14 protein-coding genes, 1 tRNA gene and 1 pseudogene are annotated in these 14,358 nt (G+C 70.7%); 7 read left to right on the top strand and 9 right to left on the bottom strand.

Annotated elements, in window-relative coordinates; genetic code table 11:
- Window positions 1-71 precede the first annotated feature (71 nt).
- Together ACWEK3_RS25750 and nth are read right to left on the bottom strand one after the other, a co-directional pair.
- Window positions 72-776: an NUDIX hydrolase gene (locus tag ACWEK3_RS25750; RefSeq protein WP_225076963.1), complete on the bottom strand. Its 705-nt coding sequence runs from the start codon at window positions 774-776 to the stop codon at window positions 72-74.
- Window positions 777-858: 82 nt separating this feature from the next.
- Complete coding sequence (gene nth, locus ACWEK3_RS25745) at window positions 859-1,821, bottom strand: endonuclease III (RefSeq protein ID WP_450539636.1); 963 nt, start codon at window positions 1,819-1,821, stop codon at window positions 859-861.
- Window positions 1,822-2,129: 308 nt separating this feature from the next.
- On the opposite strand from nth, the gene ACWEK3_RS25740 reads away from it, so the two are divergent.
- Entirely contained in the window at window positions 2,130-2,804 is a 675-nt protein-coding gene (locus ACWEK3_RS25740) for a Crp/Fnr family transcriptional regulator (protein WP_100568471.1), read from the top strand.
- A gap of 95 nt (window positions 2,805-2,899) precedes the next feature.
- Here ACWEK3_RS25740 and ACWEK3_RS25735 read toward each other — a convergent pair whose 3' ends face one another.
- The 4 genes from ACWEK3_RS25735 to ACWEK3_RS25720 all read right to left on the bottom strand — a co-directional run bounded on the left by ACWEK3_RS25735 (window position 2,900) and on the right by ACWEK3_RS25720 (window position 5,334).
- A complete protein-coding gene (locus ACWEK3_RS25735; protein ID WP_450539634.1) occupies window positions 2,900-3,730 on the bottom strand; it encodes an MBL fold metallo-hydrolase in 831 nt (276 codons plus the stop codon).
- Between the two features lie 43 nt (window positions 3,731-3,773).
- Window positions 3,774-4,643 (bottom strand): NUDIX hydrolase, encoded by an 870-nt coding sequence (locus tag ACWEK3_RS25730; RefSeq protein WP_376397874.1) that lies wholly within the window; start codon window positions 4,641-4,643, stop codon window positions 3,774-3,776.
- Window positions 4,644-4,714: 71 nt separating this feature from the next.
- On the bottom strand, window positions 4,715-5,179 hold the full coding sequence (locus ACWEK3_RS25725) for a RidA family protein (RefSeq protein WP_225076967.1): 465 nt from the start codon (window positions 5,177-5,179) through the stop codon (window positions 4,715-4,717).
- Window positions 5,176-5,334, bottom strand: coding sequence for a DUF4177 domain-containing protein (locus ACWEK3_RS25720; RefSeq protein WP_009189813.1), 159 nt, complete (start codon window positions 5,332-5,334; stop codon window positions 5,176-5,178). The genes ACWEK3_RS25725 and ACWEK3_RS25720 overlap by 4 nt, the downstream gene beginning before the upstream one ends.
- Before the next feature lie 106 nt (window positions 5,335-5,440).
- On the opposite strand from ACWEK3_RS25720, the gene ACWEK3_RS25715 reads away from it, so the two are divergent.
- Window positions 5,441-6,418 carry an ArsA family ATPase gene (locus ACWEK3_RS25715; protein WP_390724543.1) on the top strand — a complete coding sequence of 326 codons (978 nt, stop codon included), beginning with the start codon at window positions 5,441-5,443 and terminating at the stop codon, window positions 6,416-6,418.
- Window positions 6,415-7,791, top strand: a complete 1,377-nt coding sequence (locus ACWEK3_RS25710; RefSeq protein ID WP_376608529.1) for an ArsA family ATPase — start codon at window positions 6,415-6,417, stop codon at window positions 7,789-7,791. The genes ACWEK3_RS25715 and ACWEK3_RS25710 overlap by 4 nt, the downstream gene beginning before the upstream one ends.
- A gap of 174 nt (window positions 7,792-7,965) precedes the next feature.
- On the opposite strand, the gene ACWEK3_RS25705 is transcribed toward ACWEK3_RS25710, so the two are convergent.
- The gene (locus ACWEK3_RS25705) at window positions 7,966-8,304 is read right to left on the bottom strand and encodes a WhiB family transcriptional regulator (protein ID WP_172632898.1); all 339 of its coding nucleotides are present in this window, start codon (window positions 8,302-8,304) and stop codon (window positions 7,966-7,968) included.
- Window positions 8,305-8,944: 640 nt separating this feature from the next.
- Between ACWEK3_RS25705 and ACWEK3_RS25700 the strand changes: the two genes are divergently transcribed.
- Entirely contained in the window at window positions 8,945-11,191 is a 2,247-nt protein-coding gene (locus ACWEK3_RS25700) for a transglycosylase domain-containing protein (protein WP_450539628.1), read from the top strand.
- Between the two features lie 130 nt (window positions 11,192-11,321).
- Here the strand turns inward: ACWEK3_RS25700 and ACWEK3_RS25695 are convergent, their stop codons facing one another.
- Complete coding sequence (locus ACWEK3_RS25695) at window positions 11,322-11,786, bottom strand: GatB/YqeY domain-containing protein (RefSeq protein WP_390724546.1); 465 nt, start codon at window positions 11,784-11,786, stop codon at window positions 11,322-11,324.
- A gap of 151 nt (window positions 11,787-11,937) precedes the next feature.
- Here ACWEK3_RS25695 and ACWEK3_RS25690 point away from each other — a divergent pair, with 151 nt between their 5' ends.
- The 3 genes from ACWEK3_RS25690 (at window position 11,938) to ACWEK3_RS25680 (ending at window position 13,932) form a co-directional block, all read left to right on the top strand.
- The gene (locus ACWEK3_RS25690; RefSeq protein WP_453250675.1) at window positions 11,938-12,864 is read left to right on the top strand and encodes a metallophosphoesterase; all 927 of its coding nucleotides are present in this window, start codon (window positions 11,938-11,940) and stop codon (window positions 12,862-12,864) included.
- A gap of 127 nt (window positions 12,865-12,991) precedes the next feature.
- Entirely contained in the window at window positions 12,992-13,825 is an 834-nt protein-coding gene (locus tag ACWEK3_RS25685; RefSeq protein ID WP_453250674.1) for a Pr6Pr family membrane protein, read from the top strand.
- A gap of 33 nt (window positions 13,826-13,858) precedes the next feature.
- Window positions 13,859-13,932 (top strand) — tRNA-Pro (locus ACWEK3_RS25680).
- Window positions 13,933-14,120: 188 nt separating this feature from the next.
- On the opposite strand, the pseudogene ACWEK3_RS25675 reads toward ACWEK3_RS25680, so the two are convergent.
- A pseudogene (locus tag ACWEK3_RS25675) lies at window positions 14,121-14,358 on the bottom strand (IS982 family transposase); the annotation flags it as partial.

Below are 14,358 nucleotides of genomic sequence, written 5' to 3'. Positions count from 1 at the left end.
GATCACCCCAGGTCGGCCTGTGTCCTCCTGGAGTTCCGCCCCCCGGCAGCACCGACGCGGTGCCCACCCTGTCACGACCGCCAGTCGAGCGGGACCTGCTTGCCGCGGTCCCAGGGCCGCTCCCAGCCCGCGTAGTGGAGCAGGCGGTCGATGATCCCGGCGGTGAAGCCCCACACGAGGGCCGATTCGACCAGGAATGCCGGACCTTGATGGCCGCTGGGGTGGACGGTCGTGGCCCGGTTGTCGGGGTTCGTGAGATCCGCCACGGGCACGGTGAACACGCGTGCGGTCTCCGCCGGGTCGACGACACCGACCGGGCTGGGCTCGCGCCACCAGCCGAGCACGGGTGTGACGACGAAGCCGCTGACCGGGATGTACAGCCGGGGCAGCGCGCCGAACAGCTGGACGCCGCCCGGCTCGAGCCCGGTCTCCTCCTCGGCCTCGCGCAGCGCGGCCCGCAGCGGGCCCTCGCCCTGCGGGTCGCCGTCCTCGGGGTCGAGCGCCCCGCCGGGGAACGCCGGCTGGCCGGCGTGCGAGCGCAGGGAGCCGGCCCGCTCCATGAGCAGCAGCTCGGGGCCGCGCTCGGCCTCACCGAAGAGGATCAGGACGGCGGACTGGCGCCCCGCGCCGTCCTCCGGCGGCAGGAAGCGGCTCAGCTGGACCGGCCGGACCGTCTCGGCCACGCGCACGACCGGCCCGAGCCAGCCGGGCAGCCCCTCCGTGCTGAGCGCCACCGAGCCGCCCTGCGTCCCGCTCGCCTCACTCGCCCGCGTCATCGCCACCCCCGTTCCCCTCGCCGTCCTGCCGTGTCCAACGCCCGACGGCACCGAGATCGTTCCGCGTCCTCCGGCCCCGGTGTCATCCGGCCCCCAGCGGCGGTGCCGGCCTGCCGCCCGCGTCCAGGTAGGACTGCGGCGGCTTGAGGCGCTGGCCCGGGAAGCCGCCCTTCTCGTACTTGAGCAGCTTCTTCGCCTTCTCCGGGTCCGTCTCGCCCTCGCCGTAGGCCGGGCAGAGCGGGGCGATCGGGCAGGCGCCGCACGCGGGCTTGCGGGCGTGGCAGATACGGCGGCCGTGGAAGATCACGTGGTGCGAGAGCATCGTCCAGTCGCTCTTGGGGAAGAGAGCGGCGACGGCGGCCTCGATCTTGTCGGGGTCGGTTTCCTCGGTCCACTGCCAGCGCCGCACCAGCCGCTGGAAGTGCGTGTCCACGGTCAGTCCGGGCCTGCCGAAGGCGTTGCCGAGGACCACGAAGGCGGTCTTGCGGCCGACGCCGGGAAGCTTGACGAGGTCCTCCAACCGCCCCGGGACCTCGCCTCCGAACTCCTCCGCCAGGGCCTTGGACAGGCCTATCACCGACTTGGTCTTGGCCCGGAAGAAGCCGGTGGGCCGCAGGATCTCCTCGACCTCCTCGGGGTTCGCGGCGGCGAGGTCCTCGGGGGTGGGGTACCTGGCGAACAGCGCGGGCGTGGTCTGGTTGACCCTCAGGTCCGTGGTCTGGGCCGACAGGACCGTGGCGACCAGCAGCTGGAAGGGGTTCTCGAAGTCCAGCTCGGGGTGGGCGTAGGGGTACACCTCGGCGAGCTCGCGGTTGATACGGCGGGCCCGGCGGACCAGGGCCGTGCGCGACTCGTTCTTCGGCGGTTTCGCGGCGAGCGTCTTCGCCGGCGCGACCTTCTCGACGGCGGCACTGGCCTTCTTCGGCGCGACCGTCACCTTCTTCGGGGCCACGGCCTTCTTGGCGGGGGCCGTCTTCTTCCGAGGTGCTGCCTTCTTCGCAGGTACTGCCTTCTTCACGGGTGCCTTTTTCGCCGCTTTTGCCATGTTCGTTCCATCGTCGGGCCCTTGTTCGCCCACAGCGGAATCCTCACGTACAACCACCCGCCCAGCCCCCTCGGCCTGCGCTCTCACCGGCGATTTGGACACCCGGCCAGCCTAAAGCCCAGCACCGACATCCGCTCCGGACCCCCGAGATCGGACCCCGATTGGCCCCCTGCCGCGTAAACGGGCACACCTGTGCGGCATCCTTGTGACAGATCACACTGTTTGGACCGTCCGGCAAAATGGGGAACACGGACCCCTGGCACACGGGGGAGCAAGATCCTCTGAGCAGGTCGACAAGGAGAGAACTCGTGGACGACGTTCTGCGGCGCAATCCGCTCTTCGCGGCGCTCGACGACGAGCAGGCCGCGGAGCTCCGCGCCTCCATGACGGAGGTGACACTCGCACGTGGCGACTCGTTGTTCCACGAGGGCGACCCGGGCGACCGGCTCTACGTGGTCACCGAAGGCAAGGTCAAGCTGCACCGCACGTCCCCGGACGGTCGCGAGAACATGCTGGCCGTCGTGGGCCCCGGCGAGCTCATCGGTGAACTGTCGCTGTTCGACCCGGGCCCGCGCACCGCGACCGCGACCGCGCTGACCGAGGTCAAGATGCTGGCCCTCGGCCACGGCGACCTCCAGCCCTGGCTGAACGTACGGCCCGAGGTGGCCGGCGCCCTGCTGCGCGCCGTCGCCCGGCGCCTGCGCAAGACCAACGACCAGATGTCGGACCTGGTCTTCTCCGATGTCCCGGGCCGTGTCGCCCGTGCTCTGCTGGACCTCTCCCGCCGCTTCGGCGTGCAGTCCGAGGAGGGCATCCACGTGGTGCACGACCTCACCCAGGAGGAGCTGGCCCAGCTGGTCGGCGCCTCCCGCGAGACCGTGAACAAGGCCCTGGCCGACTTCGCCCAGCGCGGCTGGCTCCGCCTGGAGGCCCGCGCGGTGATCCTGCTGGACGTGGAGCGCCTCGCGAAGCGCTCGCGCTGACCCGTCGCGGTCGTGTGGGCCCCGTTCCCGGCCGGGACGGGGCCCTCGTCGTGGGCCTTCGTCGTCGGCCGCAAGACGGGGCTCGTCGTCGGCCGTCAGATGAGACCGTGCTCCCGGAGGTACTCCAGCTGGGCGCGCACCGAGAGCTCGGCCGCCGGCCACAGGGAGCGGTCCACGTCGGCGTACACGTGGGCGACGACCTGGGACGGGGTCCGGTGGCCGGACTCGACGGCCGTCTCGACCTGGGCGAGCCGGTGGGCCCGGTGGGCGAGGTAGAACTCGACGGCGCCCTGGGCGTCCTCCAGGACGGGTCCGTGGCCGGGCAGGACCGTGTGGACGCCGTCGTCGACCGTGAGGGACCTGAGCCGCCGCAGCGAGTCCAGGTAGTCGCCCAGACGGCCGTCGGGATGCGCGACGACGGTCGTGCCCCGGCCCAGGATCGTGTCGCCGGTGAGCACGGCGCGGTCGGCCGGCAGGTGGAAGCAGAGGGAGTCGGCGGTGTGGCCGGGGGTCGGTACGACCCTCAGCTCCAGCCCGCCCACCTTGATCACGTCACCCGCGCCCAGGCCCTCGTCGCCCAGCCGCAGGGCCGGATCGAGCGCACGCACACGCGTGCGGGTCAGCTCGGCGAAGCGGGCGGCACCCTCGGCGTGGTCGGGGTGGCCGTGTGTCAGCAGGGTCAGCGCGATCCGCTTGCCCGCCTCCTCGGCGGCGGCGACCACCTGGGCCAGGTGGCCCTCGTCCAGCGGCCCGGGGTCCACCACCACGGCCAGGTCGGAGTCGGGCTCCGAGACGATCCAGGTGTTGGTGCCGTCCAGGGTCATGGGAGACGCGTTGGGCGCGAGGACGTTGACGGCCCGCGCGGTGGCGGGGCCGGCCAGTACACCGCCCCGGGGCTGACCTGGTAGCGCTGCTGCGTCCGTCATGCGAGAGGGCCTTCCTCGACGTCGGCCGGGCGGGAGCGGCGGCTCACGCGCGGGCCGTGCCGCTCGGGATGTGCTTGGTGAACTCGTCATGCCCCGGCCAGGTCAGGACCACCTCGCCGGCCACCAGGCGGGCCCGCGCGAGCACGGGGGTCAGATCGCGGGACCGCGCGGCGGTGAGCGCCTCGGCGGGGCTGCCGCAGGGCACCAGCTGGCGCAGGGTGGCGATGGTGGGCGGCATCATCAGCAGCTCGCCCCGGTCGTACCCGGCCGCCGCCTCCGCGGGCGCGATCCACACCGTGCGGTCGGCCTCCGTGGAGGCGTTCCGGGTGCGCTGGCCCTCGGGCAGCGCGGCCACGAAGAACCAGGTGTCGTAGCGGCGGGACTCGAACTCGGGGGTGATCCAGCGGGTCCAGGCCCCCAGCAGGTCCGAGCGCAGGACCAGGCCCCTGCGGTCCAGGAACTCTGCGAACGACAGCTCACGGGCGACCAGGGCGGCGCGGTCGGCCTCCCAGTCGGCACCCGTGGTGTCGCCGACGACACTGTCCGCGTCGGGGCCGGCGAGCAGGACGCCGGCCTCCTCGTACGTCTCGCGGACGGCGGCGCAGACGATCGCCTGGGCCGCCTTCTCGTCGACGCCGAGGCGGTCGGCCCACCACGCGCGCGAGGGCCCCGCCCAGCGGACGTGGTGGTCGTCGTCACGGGGGTCGACGCCACCGCCCGGGTACGCGTACGCGCCTCCGGCGAAGGCCATGGAGGCGCGTCTGCGCAGCATGTGCACCGCGGGGCCGGAACCGGTCTCCTTCAGGAGCATGACGGTGGCCGCGCGCTTCGGCGCGACCGGTGTGAGGCTGCCGTCCGCGAGCGCGCGGATACGGTCCGGCCAGTCCGGGGGAAACCACTGCCCATTCGCCATGGGCGGAGGCTATCCCGTGGTGCGCGAATGTTCGAGAGGTGACCGAGGTCAGAGCCGGTTCCGGGCTCCGCCTACGGCTCCAGCTCGACCTGGATCTCCACCTCCACGGGGGCGTCCAGCGGCAGCACCGCCACACCGACCGCGCTGCGCGCGTGCACGCCCTTGTCGCCGAGGACCTCGGCCAGCAGCTCGCTGGCGCCGTTGACGACGCCCGGCTGGCCGGTGAAGTCCGCCGCCGAGGCGACGAAGCCCACGACCTTCACCACGCGCGCGACACGGTCCAGGTCGCCCGCGACGGACTTGACGGCCGCCAGGGCGTTCAGCGCACAGGTGCGCGCCAGCTCCTTGGCCTCCTCCGGGGTGACCTCCAGGCCCACCTTGCCGGTGACCGGGAGCTTTCCGTCCACCATCGGCAGCTGGCCGGCGGTGTAGACGTACACGCCGGACCGCACCGCGGGCTGGTAGGCGGCCAGCGGCGGCACGACCTCCGGCAGCCTCAGACCCAGCTCCGCCAGCCTCGCCTCGACCGCGCTCATGCCTGCTTCTCCCGCTTCAGGTAGGCCACCAGCTGCTCGGGGTTCGGTCCGGGCACGACCTGGACGAGCTCCCAGCCGTCCTCGCCCCAGGTGTCCAGAATCTGCTTCGTGGCATGGACGAGCAGCGGCACGGTTGCGTATTCCCACTTGGTCATGTGGCCGACTGTATCCGCTGCCGCCGGCGGGCCACGGGGCGACCACGACGCCGGTTGTCCACAGCCTCCCGCGTGACCCGAGCGCGAACTGGTTAGTCTCGAATACGTGAGCAGGCTCCAGGTCGTCAGCGGCAAGGGCGGGACCGGAAAGACGACGGTCGCCGCCGCCCTCGCGCTGGCCCTGGCCACGAAGGGGAAGCGGACGCTCCTCGTCGAGGTCGAGGGCCGGCAGGGCATCGCACAGCTCTTCGAGACGGAGGCGCTGCCCTACGAGGAACGGAAGATCGCCGTCGCTCCCGGGGGCGGGGAGGTGTACGCGCTGGCCATAGACCCCGAACTGGCCCTGCTGGACTACCTCCAGATGTTCTACAAGCTGGGCGGTGCCGGCCGGGCTCTGAAGAAGCTCGGCGCCATCGACTTCGCCACCACCATCGCTCCCGGGCTCAGGGACGTCCTGCTGACCGGCAAGGCGTGCGAGGCGGTGCGGCGCAAGGACCGCAACGGACAATTCATCTACGACTACGTCATCATGGACGCGCCGCCCACCGGGCGCATCACCCGCTTCCTCAACGTCAACGACGAGGTGGCGGGCCTGGCGAAGATCGGCCCGATACACAATCAGGCCCAGGCGGTGATGCGGGTGCTGAAGTCGCCCGAGACCGCCGTGCACCTGGTGACGCTGCTGGAGGAGATGCCGGTCCAGGAGACCGTCGACGGCATCGCCGAACTGCGTGCCGCCCGGCTGCCGGTGGGGCGCATCATCGTGAACATGGAGCGCCCGCAGGTGCTGGACGCGGGCGACCTGGAACTCGTACGGACCGCTTCCCGCACCGCGCTCGCCCGGTCGCTGTCCTCCGCCGGGCTCGGCGGAGGACAACGCGGTCAGAACGCCGAGCGGCTGGTGGGTCCGCTGCTGGAGCAGGCCGAGGAGTACGCCGAGCGTTACACGCTGGAGGAGGAGCAGCGGTCGGTGCTGAGCGAGCTGGGTCTGCCCCTGCACGAACTGCCGCTGCTCGCCGAGGGCATGGACCTGGCGGGCCTGTACGAACTGGCGACCGAGCTGCGGAAGCAGGGGATGTCATGAGCCCGGACCCGGCACCCGCGCGGGAGACCGCGCGCACCTCCGCCCCCGCGCACGACGGCGTCCGCCATCTGGCACCCACGCGCGCGCTCGAGGTCGACCCGCTGCTCGACGACCCGACGACCCGGATCGTGGTGTGCTGCGGCTCGGGCGGGGTCGGCAAGACCACCACCGCGGCGGCCCTCGGCCTGCGCGCCGCCGAGCGCGGCCGCAAGGTGGTCGTCCTGACCATCGACCCGGCCCGCCGGCTCGCCCAGTCCATGGGCATCGACTCCCTGGACAACGTCCCGCGCCGGGTGAAGGGCACCGAGGGCGAGGGCGAGCTGCACGCCATGATGCTCGACATGAAGCGCACCTTCGACGAGGTCGTCGAAGCGCACGCGGACCCCGAGCGGGCGGCCGCGATCCTGGCCAACCCCTTCTACCAGTCGCTCTCCGCCGGCTTCGCGGGCACGCAGGAGTACATGGCGATGGAGAAGCTGGGCCAGCTGCGGGCCCGGGACGAGTGGGACCTCATCGTCGTCGACACCCCGCCGTCCCGCTCGGCCCTGGACTTCCTGGACGCGCCCAAGCGGCTCGGCTCCTTCCTCGACGGCCGGCTGATCCGGCTGCTGACGGCCCCGGCGAAGCTGGGCGGGCGCGCGGGGATGAAGTTCCTGAACGTCGGGATGTCGATGATGACCGGCACGCTCGGCAAGCTGCTGGGCGGTCAACTGCTCAAGGACGTCCAGACGTTCGTGGCCGCGATGGACACGACCTTCGGCGGCTTCCGCACCCGCGCGGACGCGACGTACAAGCTGCTCCAGGCGCCGGGAACCGCGTTCCTGGTGGTCGCGGCCCCGGAGCGGGACGCGCTGCGCGAGGCCGCGTACTTCGTGGAGCGACTGGCCGCGGAGAAGATGCCGCTGGCCGGTCTGGTGCTCAACCGGGTGCACGGCAGCGGCGCCGGTGAACTGTCGGCCGAGCGGGCGCTCGCCGCCGCGGAAAATCTTGAGGAGTCCCGCATTGTGGATCAGCGGGACGGGAAAGCTGGAATTCGTAACTCTCCCGAAACGTACGGAAGTTCAGACTCTCCCGCTGCTCATCCCGATTCCGGTGCGCCTCCCGCGGACCCCGAGGCGCCCGCCGACGACGACTTCGAGCCGGAGTCGTCCGTCGACCAGGTCACCGCGGGCCTGCTGAGGCTGCATGCCGAGCGCATGCAGCTGCTCTCCCGTGAGCAGCGCACGCGTGACCGCTTCACCGCCCTGCATCCCGAGGTGGCAGTGGCCGAAGTGGCCGCGCTGCCCGGGGACGTACACGACCTCACGGGGCTGCGGGACATCGGAAACCGGCTCGCGGAACACCGCCGCGAGCTGCCCGAGCCGGGCGCCTGACGCGCGCCCGCCGGGGGCTTCCGCAGCCCCTCCCCGCGGCGGGACGGCCACGGACTCACGAACACACGGACAACCGCGGCCCGCCCAGGAGGGACGGCTCAGCCGCCCCCGAAGGCAGACCGCCCAGGAGGGAGGGCCCGCCGCCCAGAAAGGACGACGCCTCAGCCAGCCCCCTCAGCCCACCGCCGCGTAGTCCTCGTACACCTGGTCGTCGGCGAGGGACACCAGTCCCGCGCCCCGCTCGTACTCCATGCGCGCGGTCTCCAGCAGCCGGCGCCAGGAAGTCACGGTCGGCCGCCGGCGCAGCAGTGCGCGGCGCTCACGCTCCGTCATTCCCCCCCAGACGCCGAACTCGACGCGGTTGTCGAGCGCGTCGGCGAGACATTCGGTGCGAACCGGGCATCCGGTGCACACCGCCTTGGCCCTGTTCTGCGCTGCTCCCTGAACGAACAGTTCATCCGGATCGGTAGTGCGACAGGCCGCCTGCGCACTCCAGTCGGTTACCCAGCCCATACCGGCGCCGTCCTCTCCCGAAATCGAGGCTCCCCCACGGCGGCAGCGGCATATTCACCGCCGCCAGTTGAGGACGTTACGGAAGGTGGGCACGGCGCAACACCCCCAGCGGGCCCAATCTTGAATGGTCCGAACGGACTATGGGTAAGCGGCAGATCACCCGGGGGAGTGAGCTGGCGACATGCGCGACATTCCGGGCGCAATAGGGCAGTTACGGTGTGCCGCAATGGACACCAGGTGACACACAGGGCGAATTCAGGCACGCATCCCACACGCCCCGACCGCGCGCCCCGACACCACCCGGACCACCCGACCAGAAAAGTCGAGCGGAGCCAGAACGTTTCGGAGCTGCCGGACGTACTGATACGTGGCCGCACCGCTGTGACAGTCGAGAGCAGCTTAGGCCAAGGCATATACGCGTGTCCGGCGAATGAGAACGTAGACGCCTCACGTTGCTACGCCCCACGCGGCACCGGGGGCCGTGTTCGACAGCCGGGGTGGCGAACTGCGCCCGCGAGGTCACCGTGCGCGTTGAGGTGTTGCCTGCCCGGCGACCCTCGGATGTCACGATCCTGTATTCGAACATTCCGAGGAGCCCCGCTCCGTCGGATCGCACATCACTACGGATTAGGCTGCCCCCATGCCAAAGAAGCGCTCGGGCGGTGGTCTGTCGTCAACGCAGCAGGCCGCCAAGTTCCTCGGTGTCAGTGTGCTCGCGGGAGCCGTGATGGCGGGCATCGCACTGCCCGCGGCCGGCGCGCTGGGCCTGGCCGCCAAGGGATCGGCCACGGGGTTCGACGACATCCCGGCCAACCTCAAGCGTCCGCCGCTCAGTCAGCGGACCACGATCCTGGACAACAAGGGCGAGCAGATCGCCCAGGTCTACTCCCGCGACCGTACGGTGGTCCAGCTGAAGGACATCTCGCCGTACATGCAGAAGGCGCTCGTCGCGATCGAGGACTCGCGCTTCTACGAGCACGGCGCGATCGACCTGAAGGGCGTGCTGCGCGCGCTCAACAAGAACGCGCAGAGCGGCGGGGTCTCCCAGGGCGCCTCCACGCTCACCCAGCAGTACGTGAAGAACGTCTTCGTCGAGGAGGCCGGCGACGACCCGACGAAGGTCGCGGAGGCCACCCAGCAGACCATCGGCCGCAAGATCAAGGAACTGAAGTTCGCGATCCAGGTCGAGCAGGACCTGGGCAAGAAGAAGATCCTCGAGAACTACCTGAACATCACGTTCTTCGGCCAGCAGGCCTACGGCGTCGAGGCCGCCTCCCAGCGCTACTTCTCCAAGCACGCCAAGGACCTGACCCTGCCCGAGGCGGCGCTTCTCGCCGGCCTCGTCCAGTCCCCGAGCCGCTACGACCCGGTCAACGACGAGGCCGAGGCCACCAAGCGGCGCAACGTCGTCCTGCAGCGCATGGCCAGTGTCGGCGACATCTCACAGGCGGAGGCCGACAAGGCCAAGAAGGAACCGCTGGGCCTGAAGGTCACCCAGCCGCGCAACGGCTGCATCACGGCGACCAAGGGCGCGGGCTTCTTCTGCGACTACGTCCGCGAAGTGTTCATGAACGACCCGGTGTTCGGTAAGACCCGGACGGACCGGGCGAAGATCTGGAACCGCGGTGGTCTGACGATCCGCACGACGCTCGACCCTCAGGCGCAGGATTCCCTGGGGAAGGCCGTCCGCGACCACGTCAACGCGAGCGACGCCGTGGCCACGGCCGCAACCATCGTCGAGCCCGGCACCGGCAAGATCCTCGCCATGGGCCAGTCGCGTCCGTACGGCTTCGGCAAGAACGAGACCCAGATCAACCTCTCGGTGGACAAGGCCATGGGCGGCGGCGCGGGTTACCAGCCCGGTTCCACGTTCAAGCCGATCGTGGCCGCGGCCGCCATCGAGGGCGGCAAGCCCGCGACTCAGGAGTACTCCTCGCCTTACAAGATGCCGTACCCGAGCCCGGTCGCCGCCTGCGACGGCAAGAACTGGGTGAACACGAAGGGCTTCGATCTCACCAACGAGAACGAGTCGGAGGTCGGCCCGTACGGCATGAAGGAGGCGACCGCCAAGTCGGTCAACACCTACTACGTGCAGCTGATCAGCGACATCGGCATCTGCCCGGTGAAGAACATGGCCGGCAAGCTGGGCGTGCGGCGCGCGGACGGCACACCGATCGAGCAGAACCCCTCGATCGCGCTCGGCACCCAGGAGGTGTCGCCGCTGACCATGGCGAGCGCGTACGCCACGTTCGCCTCCCGCGGCACGTACTGCACACCGATCGCCATAGAGTCGATCACTCAGACCACTGGCAACCAGAAGAAGACCCTGACCGTCCCGAAGTCGACGTGCTCGCGTGCGATGTCGGAGACCACCGCCGACACGGTCAACACGCTCCTGAAGGGTGTGGTCGAGGACGGTACGGGCACGCAGGCCGGCCTCGGCGACCGTGCCAGCGCCGGCAAGACCGGTACGACGGACTTCCGCTTCGCGGCCTGGTTCGTCGGCTACACGCCGAACATGGCGGGCGCGGTCTGGGTCGGCGACCCGGCGCACGAGCGGCGCATGGTCAACATCACCATCGGCGGCACCCCCTATGAGAAGGTCTTCGGTGGCCAGGTCCCCGGCCCCATCTGGCGCGACATGATGTCGGGTGCGCTGGCGGGCAAGGACGCCCCGTCCTTCAACCTCGTGAACATCCCGGACCCCGAGAAGGACAAGAATAAGGACAAGCACAAGGGCAGGGACCGGGGAGACGGGCACGGGAACGGGGGCGACAACGGCGGGAACAACCCCTTCCCGAACCCGTCCATCACGATCCCGGAGGGCTTCTTCCAGGGCCAGAACGGCGGACCGCGGGGCAACGGCAACGGAGGACGCCGCGGCTGACGGGCAGGTGGCCTGACGGGCGGGCGGCGGGGATGCCGTCCCGCACCTCGGCCACAGCGAAGGGGCGCCGGCGGATGGCCGGCGCTCCTTCGTCGTACGTACCCGGGTCCGTCCCCGAGGACCGGCCGGGTCAGCCGGCCAGAAGCTTCTTGACCGCGGCGGCGACACGGCCGCCCTCGGCCTGGCCCGCGACCTTGGGGTTCACGATCTTCATGACCGCGCCCATGGCCCGCGGCCCCTCCGCACCGGCGGCCTTCGCCTCCTCCACGGCCTGGGCGACGATCCGGTCCAGCTCCTCGTCGGACAGCTGCTTGGGCAGGTACGCGGCGAGCACCTCGCCCTCCGCCTTCTCCCGCTCGGCCGACTCGGCGCGACCACCCTGCGCGAAGGCCTCGGCCGCCTCCCGGCGCTTCTTGGCCTCCTTGGTGATCACCTTGAGGACCTCGTCGTCGGAGAGCTCACGCTTCTCCTTGCCCGCGACCTCCTCCTTGGTGATCGCGGCGAGCGTCAGCCGGAGCGTCGAGGAGCGGAGCTCGTCACGCGCCTTGATCGCGGCGTTGAGGTCATCGTGCAGCTTCGACTTGAGCGTGGTCATGAGTTTGATTGTCGCAGGTACGGCAAGGCTCCCGCGCGCCGGTTTACGGAGCCCGGCGGCACGCCGATCCCCGAGCGGAGCCCGCGCGTTGACGCCGTGGCGGCCCACGGGCGATTTCCGCGGCACGGCATGGGCCTGAGACGATGGACACATGCGCGCGCGATACGGAGTACCCCTGGGCATCACGGCGGTCGCGGCCGCCGGTCTCCTCTACTCGGCGGGGTTCGAAGCCCGCTCCTTCCGCCTGAGGCGGGTGACGGTCCCGGTCCTGCCCTCCGGCATGCGCCCCCTGCGTGTCCTCCAGGTCTCCGACATCCACATGGTCGGCGGCCAGCGCAAGAAGCAGCGCTGGCTGCGCTCGCTCGCCGGACTGCGCCCCGACTTCGTGATCAACACGGGCGACAACCTGTCCGACCCGGAAGGCGTGCCGGAGGTCCTCGACGCCCTCGGCCCGCTGATGGAGTTCCCGGGCGCGTACGTCTTCGGCTCCAACGACTACTACGGCCCCAAGCTGCGCAACCCCGCCCGCTACCTGCTGGAGAAGGCGAGCGGCCGGCACGGCCTGAACGGCAACGCGCCCGCCGTCGGGGTGATCCACAACCCGTGGGAGGACCTGCGGGACGGCTTCGACGCGGCCGGCTGGCTCAACCTGACGAACACGCGCGGCACCCTGAAGCTCGAGGGCCTCTCGGTGGAGCTGACGGGCCTGGACGACCCGCACATCAAGCGGGACCGCTACGCCAGGGTGGCGGGCGACCCGTCCACCGCGGCGGACTTCTCGATGGGCGTGGTGCACGCCCCGTACCTGCGCGTCCTGGACGCCTTCACGGCCGACGGCTACCCCCTGATCCTGGCCGGCCACACCCACGGCGGCCAGCTCTGCATCCCCTTCTACGGCGCCCTGGTCACCAACTGCGACCTGGACACCGACCGGGTGAAGGGCCTGTCCACCCACACCGCCGAGGGCAGCACGTCCTACCTGCACGTCTCGGCCGGCTGCGGCACCAACCGCTACACCCCGGTCCGCTTCGCCTGCCCGCCGGAGGCGACGCTGCTGACGCTGGTGGGGCGGGAGTGACGCGGTAGCGGTACGGGCCTGGGGGCGGGGCGGCGGCGGTTTCTCACCGCACGGCAATCCGTAACCCACGTAACCCATACGGGCTACCCGAATCGCCCCCTATGTCCGCCCTCCCTACCGTGAGGGCATGGCCGCCGAGACCCCCGAACTGCCCGAGGTGCCGGAGATACCTCCGACGCCTTCCATACCTCGGGACATACCGGAGCTTCCCGCAGTCCCGGGCATCGTCAAGCTGATGCCCTCCTCCTTCGTCCCCCCGACCGCCGTCGTGGCGCCCACCCGCCACCCCGGGGCGGCGGCCTACCGCCTGATCACCGCCGCGGTGATCACGGCCGCGGTGGCCGTGGAACTGCACCTCGGCTCCCCGGCGCGCGTCCTGAGCGTGTTCGCGATCCAGAGCAACATCCTCCTGGCGCTGGTCCTCTTCCTCTCGGCCCGCAGGGCCCGGGCGGCCCGCCAGCCCCTGCCGGCCACGCTGACCGGAGCGACCGTGCTCTACGCCCTGATCACGGCCCTCGTGCACCACGCGATCCTGGCCCGCACATCGCCGGCGTTCTCGATCACGGGCGAGCCCGGCACCCACCCGCTCTGGCAGAAGGCGGCCACCGTGATCCTCCTGACGGCGGCCCCGGCCGCCGCCCTCCTGGACTGGCTCCTGCTCACCGAGCCCGACCGCCTCCACCTGAGCCAGGCCGCACCGTGGCTGCTCTACCCCCTGGCCTACCTGGCCTTCTCCCTCACTCGCGGCGAACTGCTCCCCGCCGACGCCCCCGACCGCTACCTCCACCCCTTCCTGGACGTCTCCCAGCACGGCTACAAGCACGTCCTGGCCAACGCCCTCCTCCTGGGCCTCGCCTTCTACGCCCTGGCCCTCCTCCTCGTAGCCGCCGACCACACCCGCCCGAACCCGATCCGCCGCCGCACCAAAACCGGATTTCGCCTCTGGCCACCAGTGGGCTAAAGTAAACGTCGTCGCCGCGACAAGCAGCGACATCGGGGTGTAGCGCAGCTTGGCAGCGCGCTTCGTTCGGGACGAAGAGGTCGTGGGTTCAAATCCCGCCACCCCGACAGTGAAACACCAGGTGAGGCACCTACCAGTATTGGTAGGTGCCTCACCTGTTTCGTCTCCGTGTCCATCTGCGTGACTACCGCTCCGGATCCCGCTTGAAGATGCCGTCCATGACCACGGCGCCGGTCTGGATCACGGGGCGGATCTGCTTGCGGTAGACCTCCTAGACGAGTCTGTCCGAATACGGTCAGTGGTCATAGGCGGTCAGTGAGCGGCTGACCGCCTGGCCTGTCTGGAAGTTGTGCCAGATGGCGGCAGCCAGGGCCAGGACGCGCTGGGCGACCCGGATCGCGACGCCCTCGACGGTGCGTGCGCCGTGTTGTTCCAGGCCGAGCTGGCCTTTGAGGGTGTCGTTGACCGACTCGATGAGCTGGCGGACCTTCTTGAGCATCGGCTCGCCGGCCCGCATGACTTCCTTCTTGCGG

It is taken from the genome of Streptomyces sp. NPDC004721, assembly GCF_053601495.1.
This window is presented reverse-complemented; position numbering and strand designations above follow the sequence as displayed.

Coding starts and splice junctions, on each gene's coding strand:
- ACWEK3_RS25750 (WP_225076963.1), bottom strand. CDS start 776: ATGACGCGGGCGAGTGAGGCGAGCGGGACGCAGGGCGGCTCGGTGGCG.
- nth (WP_450539636.1), bottom strand. CDS start 1,821: ATGGCAAAAGCGGCGAAAAAGGCACCCGTGAAGAAGGCAGTACCTGCG.
- ACWEK3_RS25735 (WP_450539634.1), bottom strand. CDS start 3,730: ATGACGGACGCAGCAGCGCTACCAGGTCAGCCCCGGGGCGGTGTACTG.
- ACWEK3_RS25730 (WP_376397874.1), bottom strand. CDS start 4,643: ATGGCGAATGGGCAGTGGTTTCCCCCGGACTGGCCGGACCGTATCCGC.
- ACWEK3_RS25725 (WP_225076967.1), bottom strand. CDS start 5,179: ATGAGCGCGGTCGAGGCGAGGCTGGCGGAGCTGGGTCTGAGGCTGCCG.
- ACWEK3_RS25720 (WP_009189813.1), bottom strand. CDS start 5,334: ATGACCAAGTGGGAATACGCAACCGTGCCGCTGCTCGTCCATGCCACG.
- ACWEK3_RS25710 (WP_376608529.1), top strand. CDS start 6,415: ATGAGCCCGGACCCGGCACCCGCGCGGGAGACCGCGCGCACCTCCGCC.
- ACWEK3_RS25705 (WP_172632898.1), bottom strand. CDS start 8,304: ATGGGCTGGGTAACCGACTGGAGTGCGCAGGCGGCCTGTCGCACTACC.
- ACWEK3_RS25700 (WP_450539628.1), top strand. CDS start 8,945: ATGCCAAAGAAGCGCTCGGGCGGTGGTCTGTCGTCAACGCAGCAGGCC.
- ACWEK3_RS25695 (WP_390724546.1), bottom strand. CDS start 11,786: ATGACCACGCTCAAGTCGAAGCTGCACGATGACCTCAACGCCGCGATC.
- ACWEK3_RS25690 (WP_453250675.1), top strand. CDS start 11,938: ATGCGCGCGCGATACGGAGTACCCCTGGGCATCACGGCGGTCGCGGCC.
- ACWEK3_RS25685 (WP_453250674.1), top strand. CDS start 12,992: ATGGCCGCCGAGACCCCCGAACTGCCCGAGGTGCCGGAGATACCTCCG.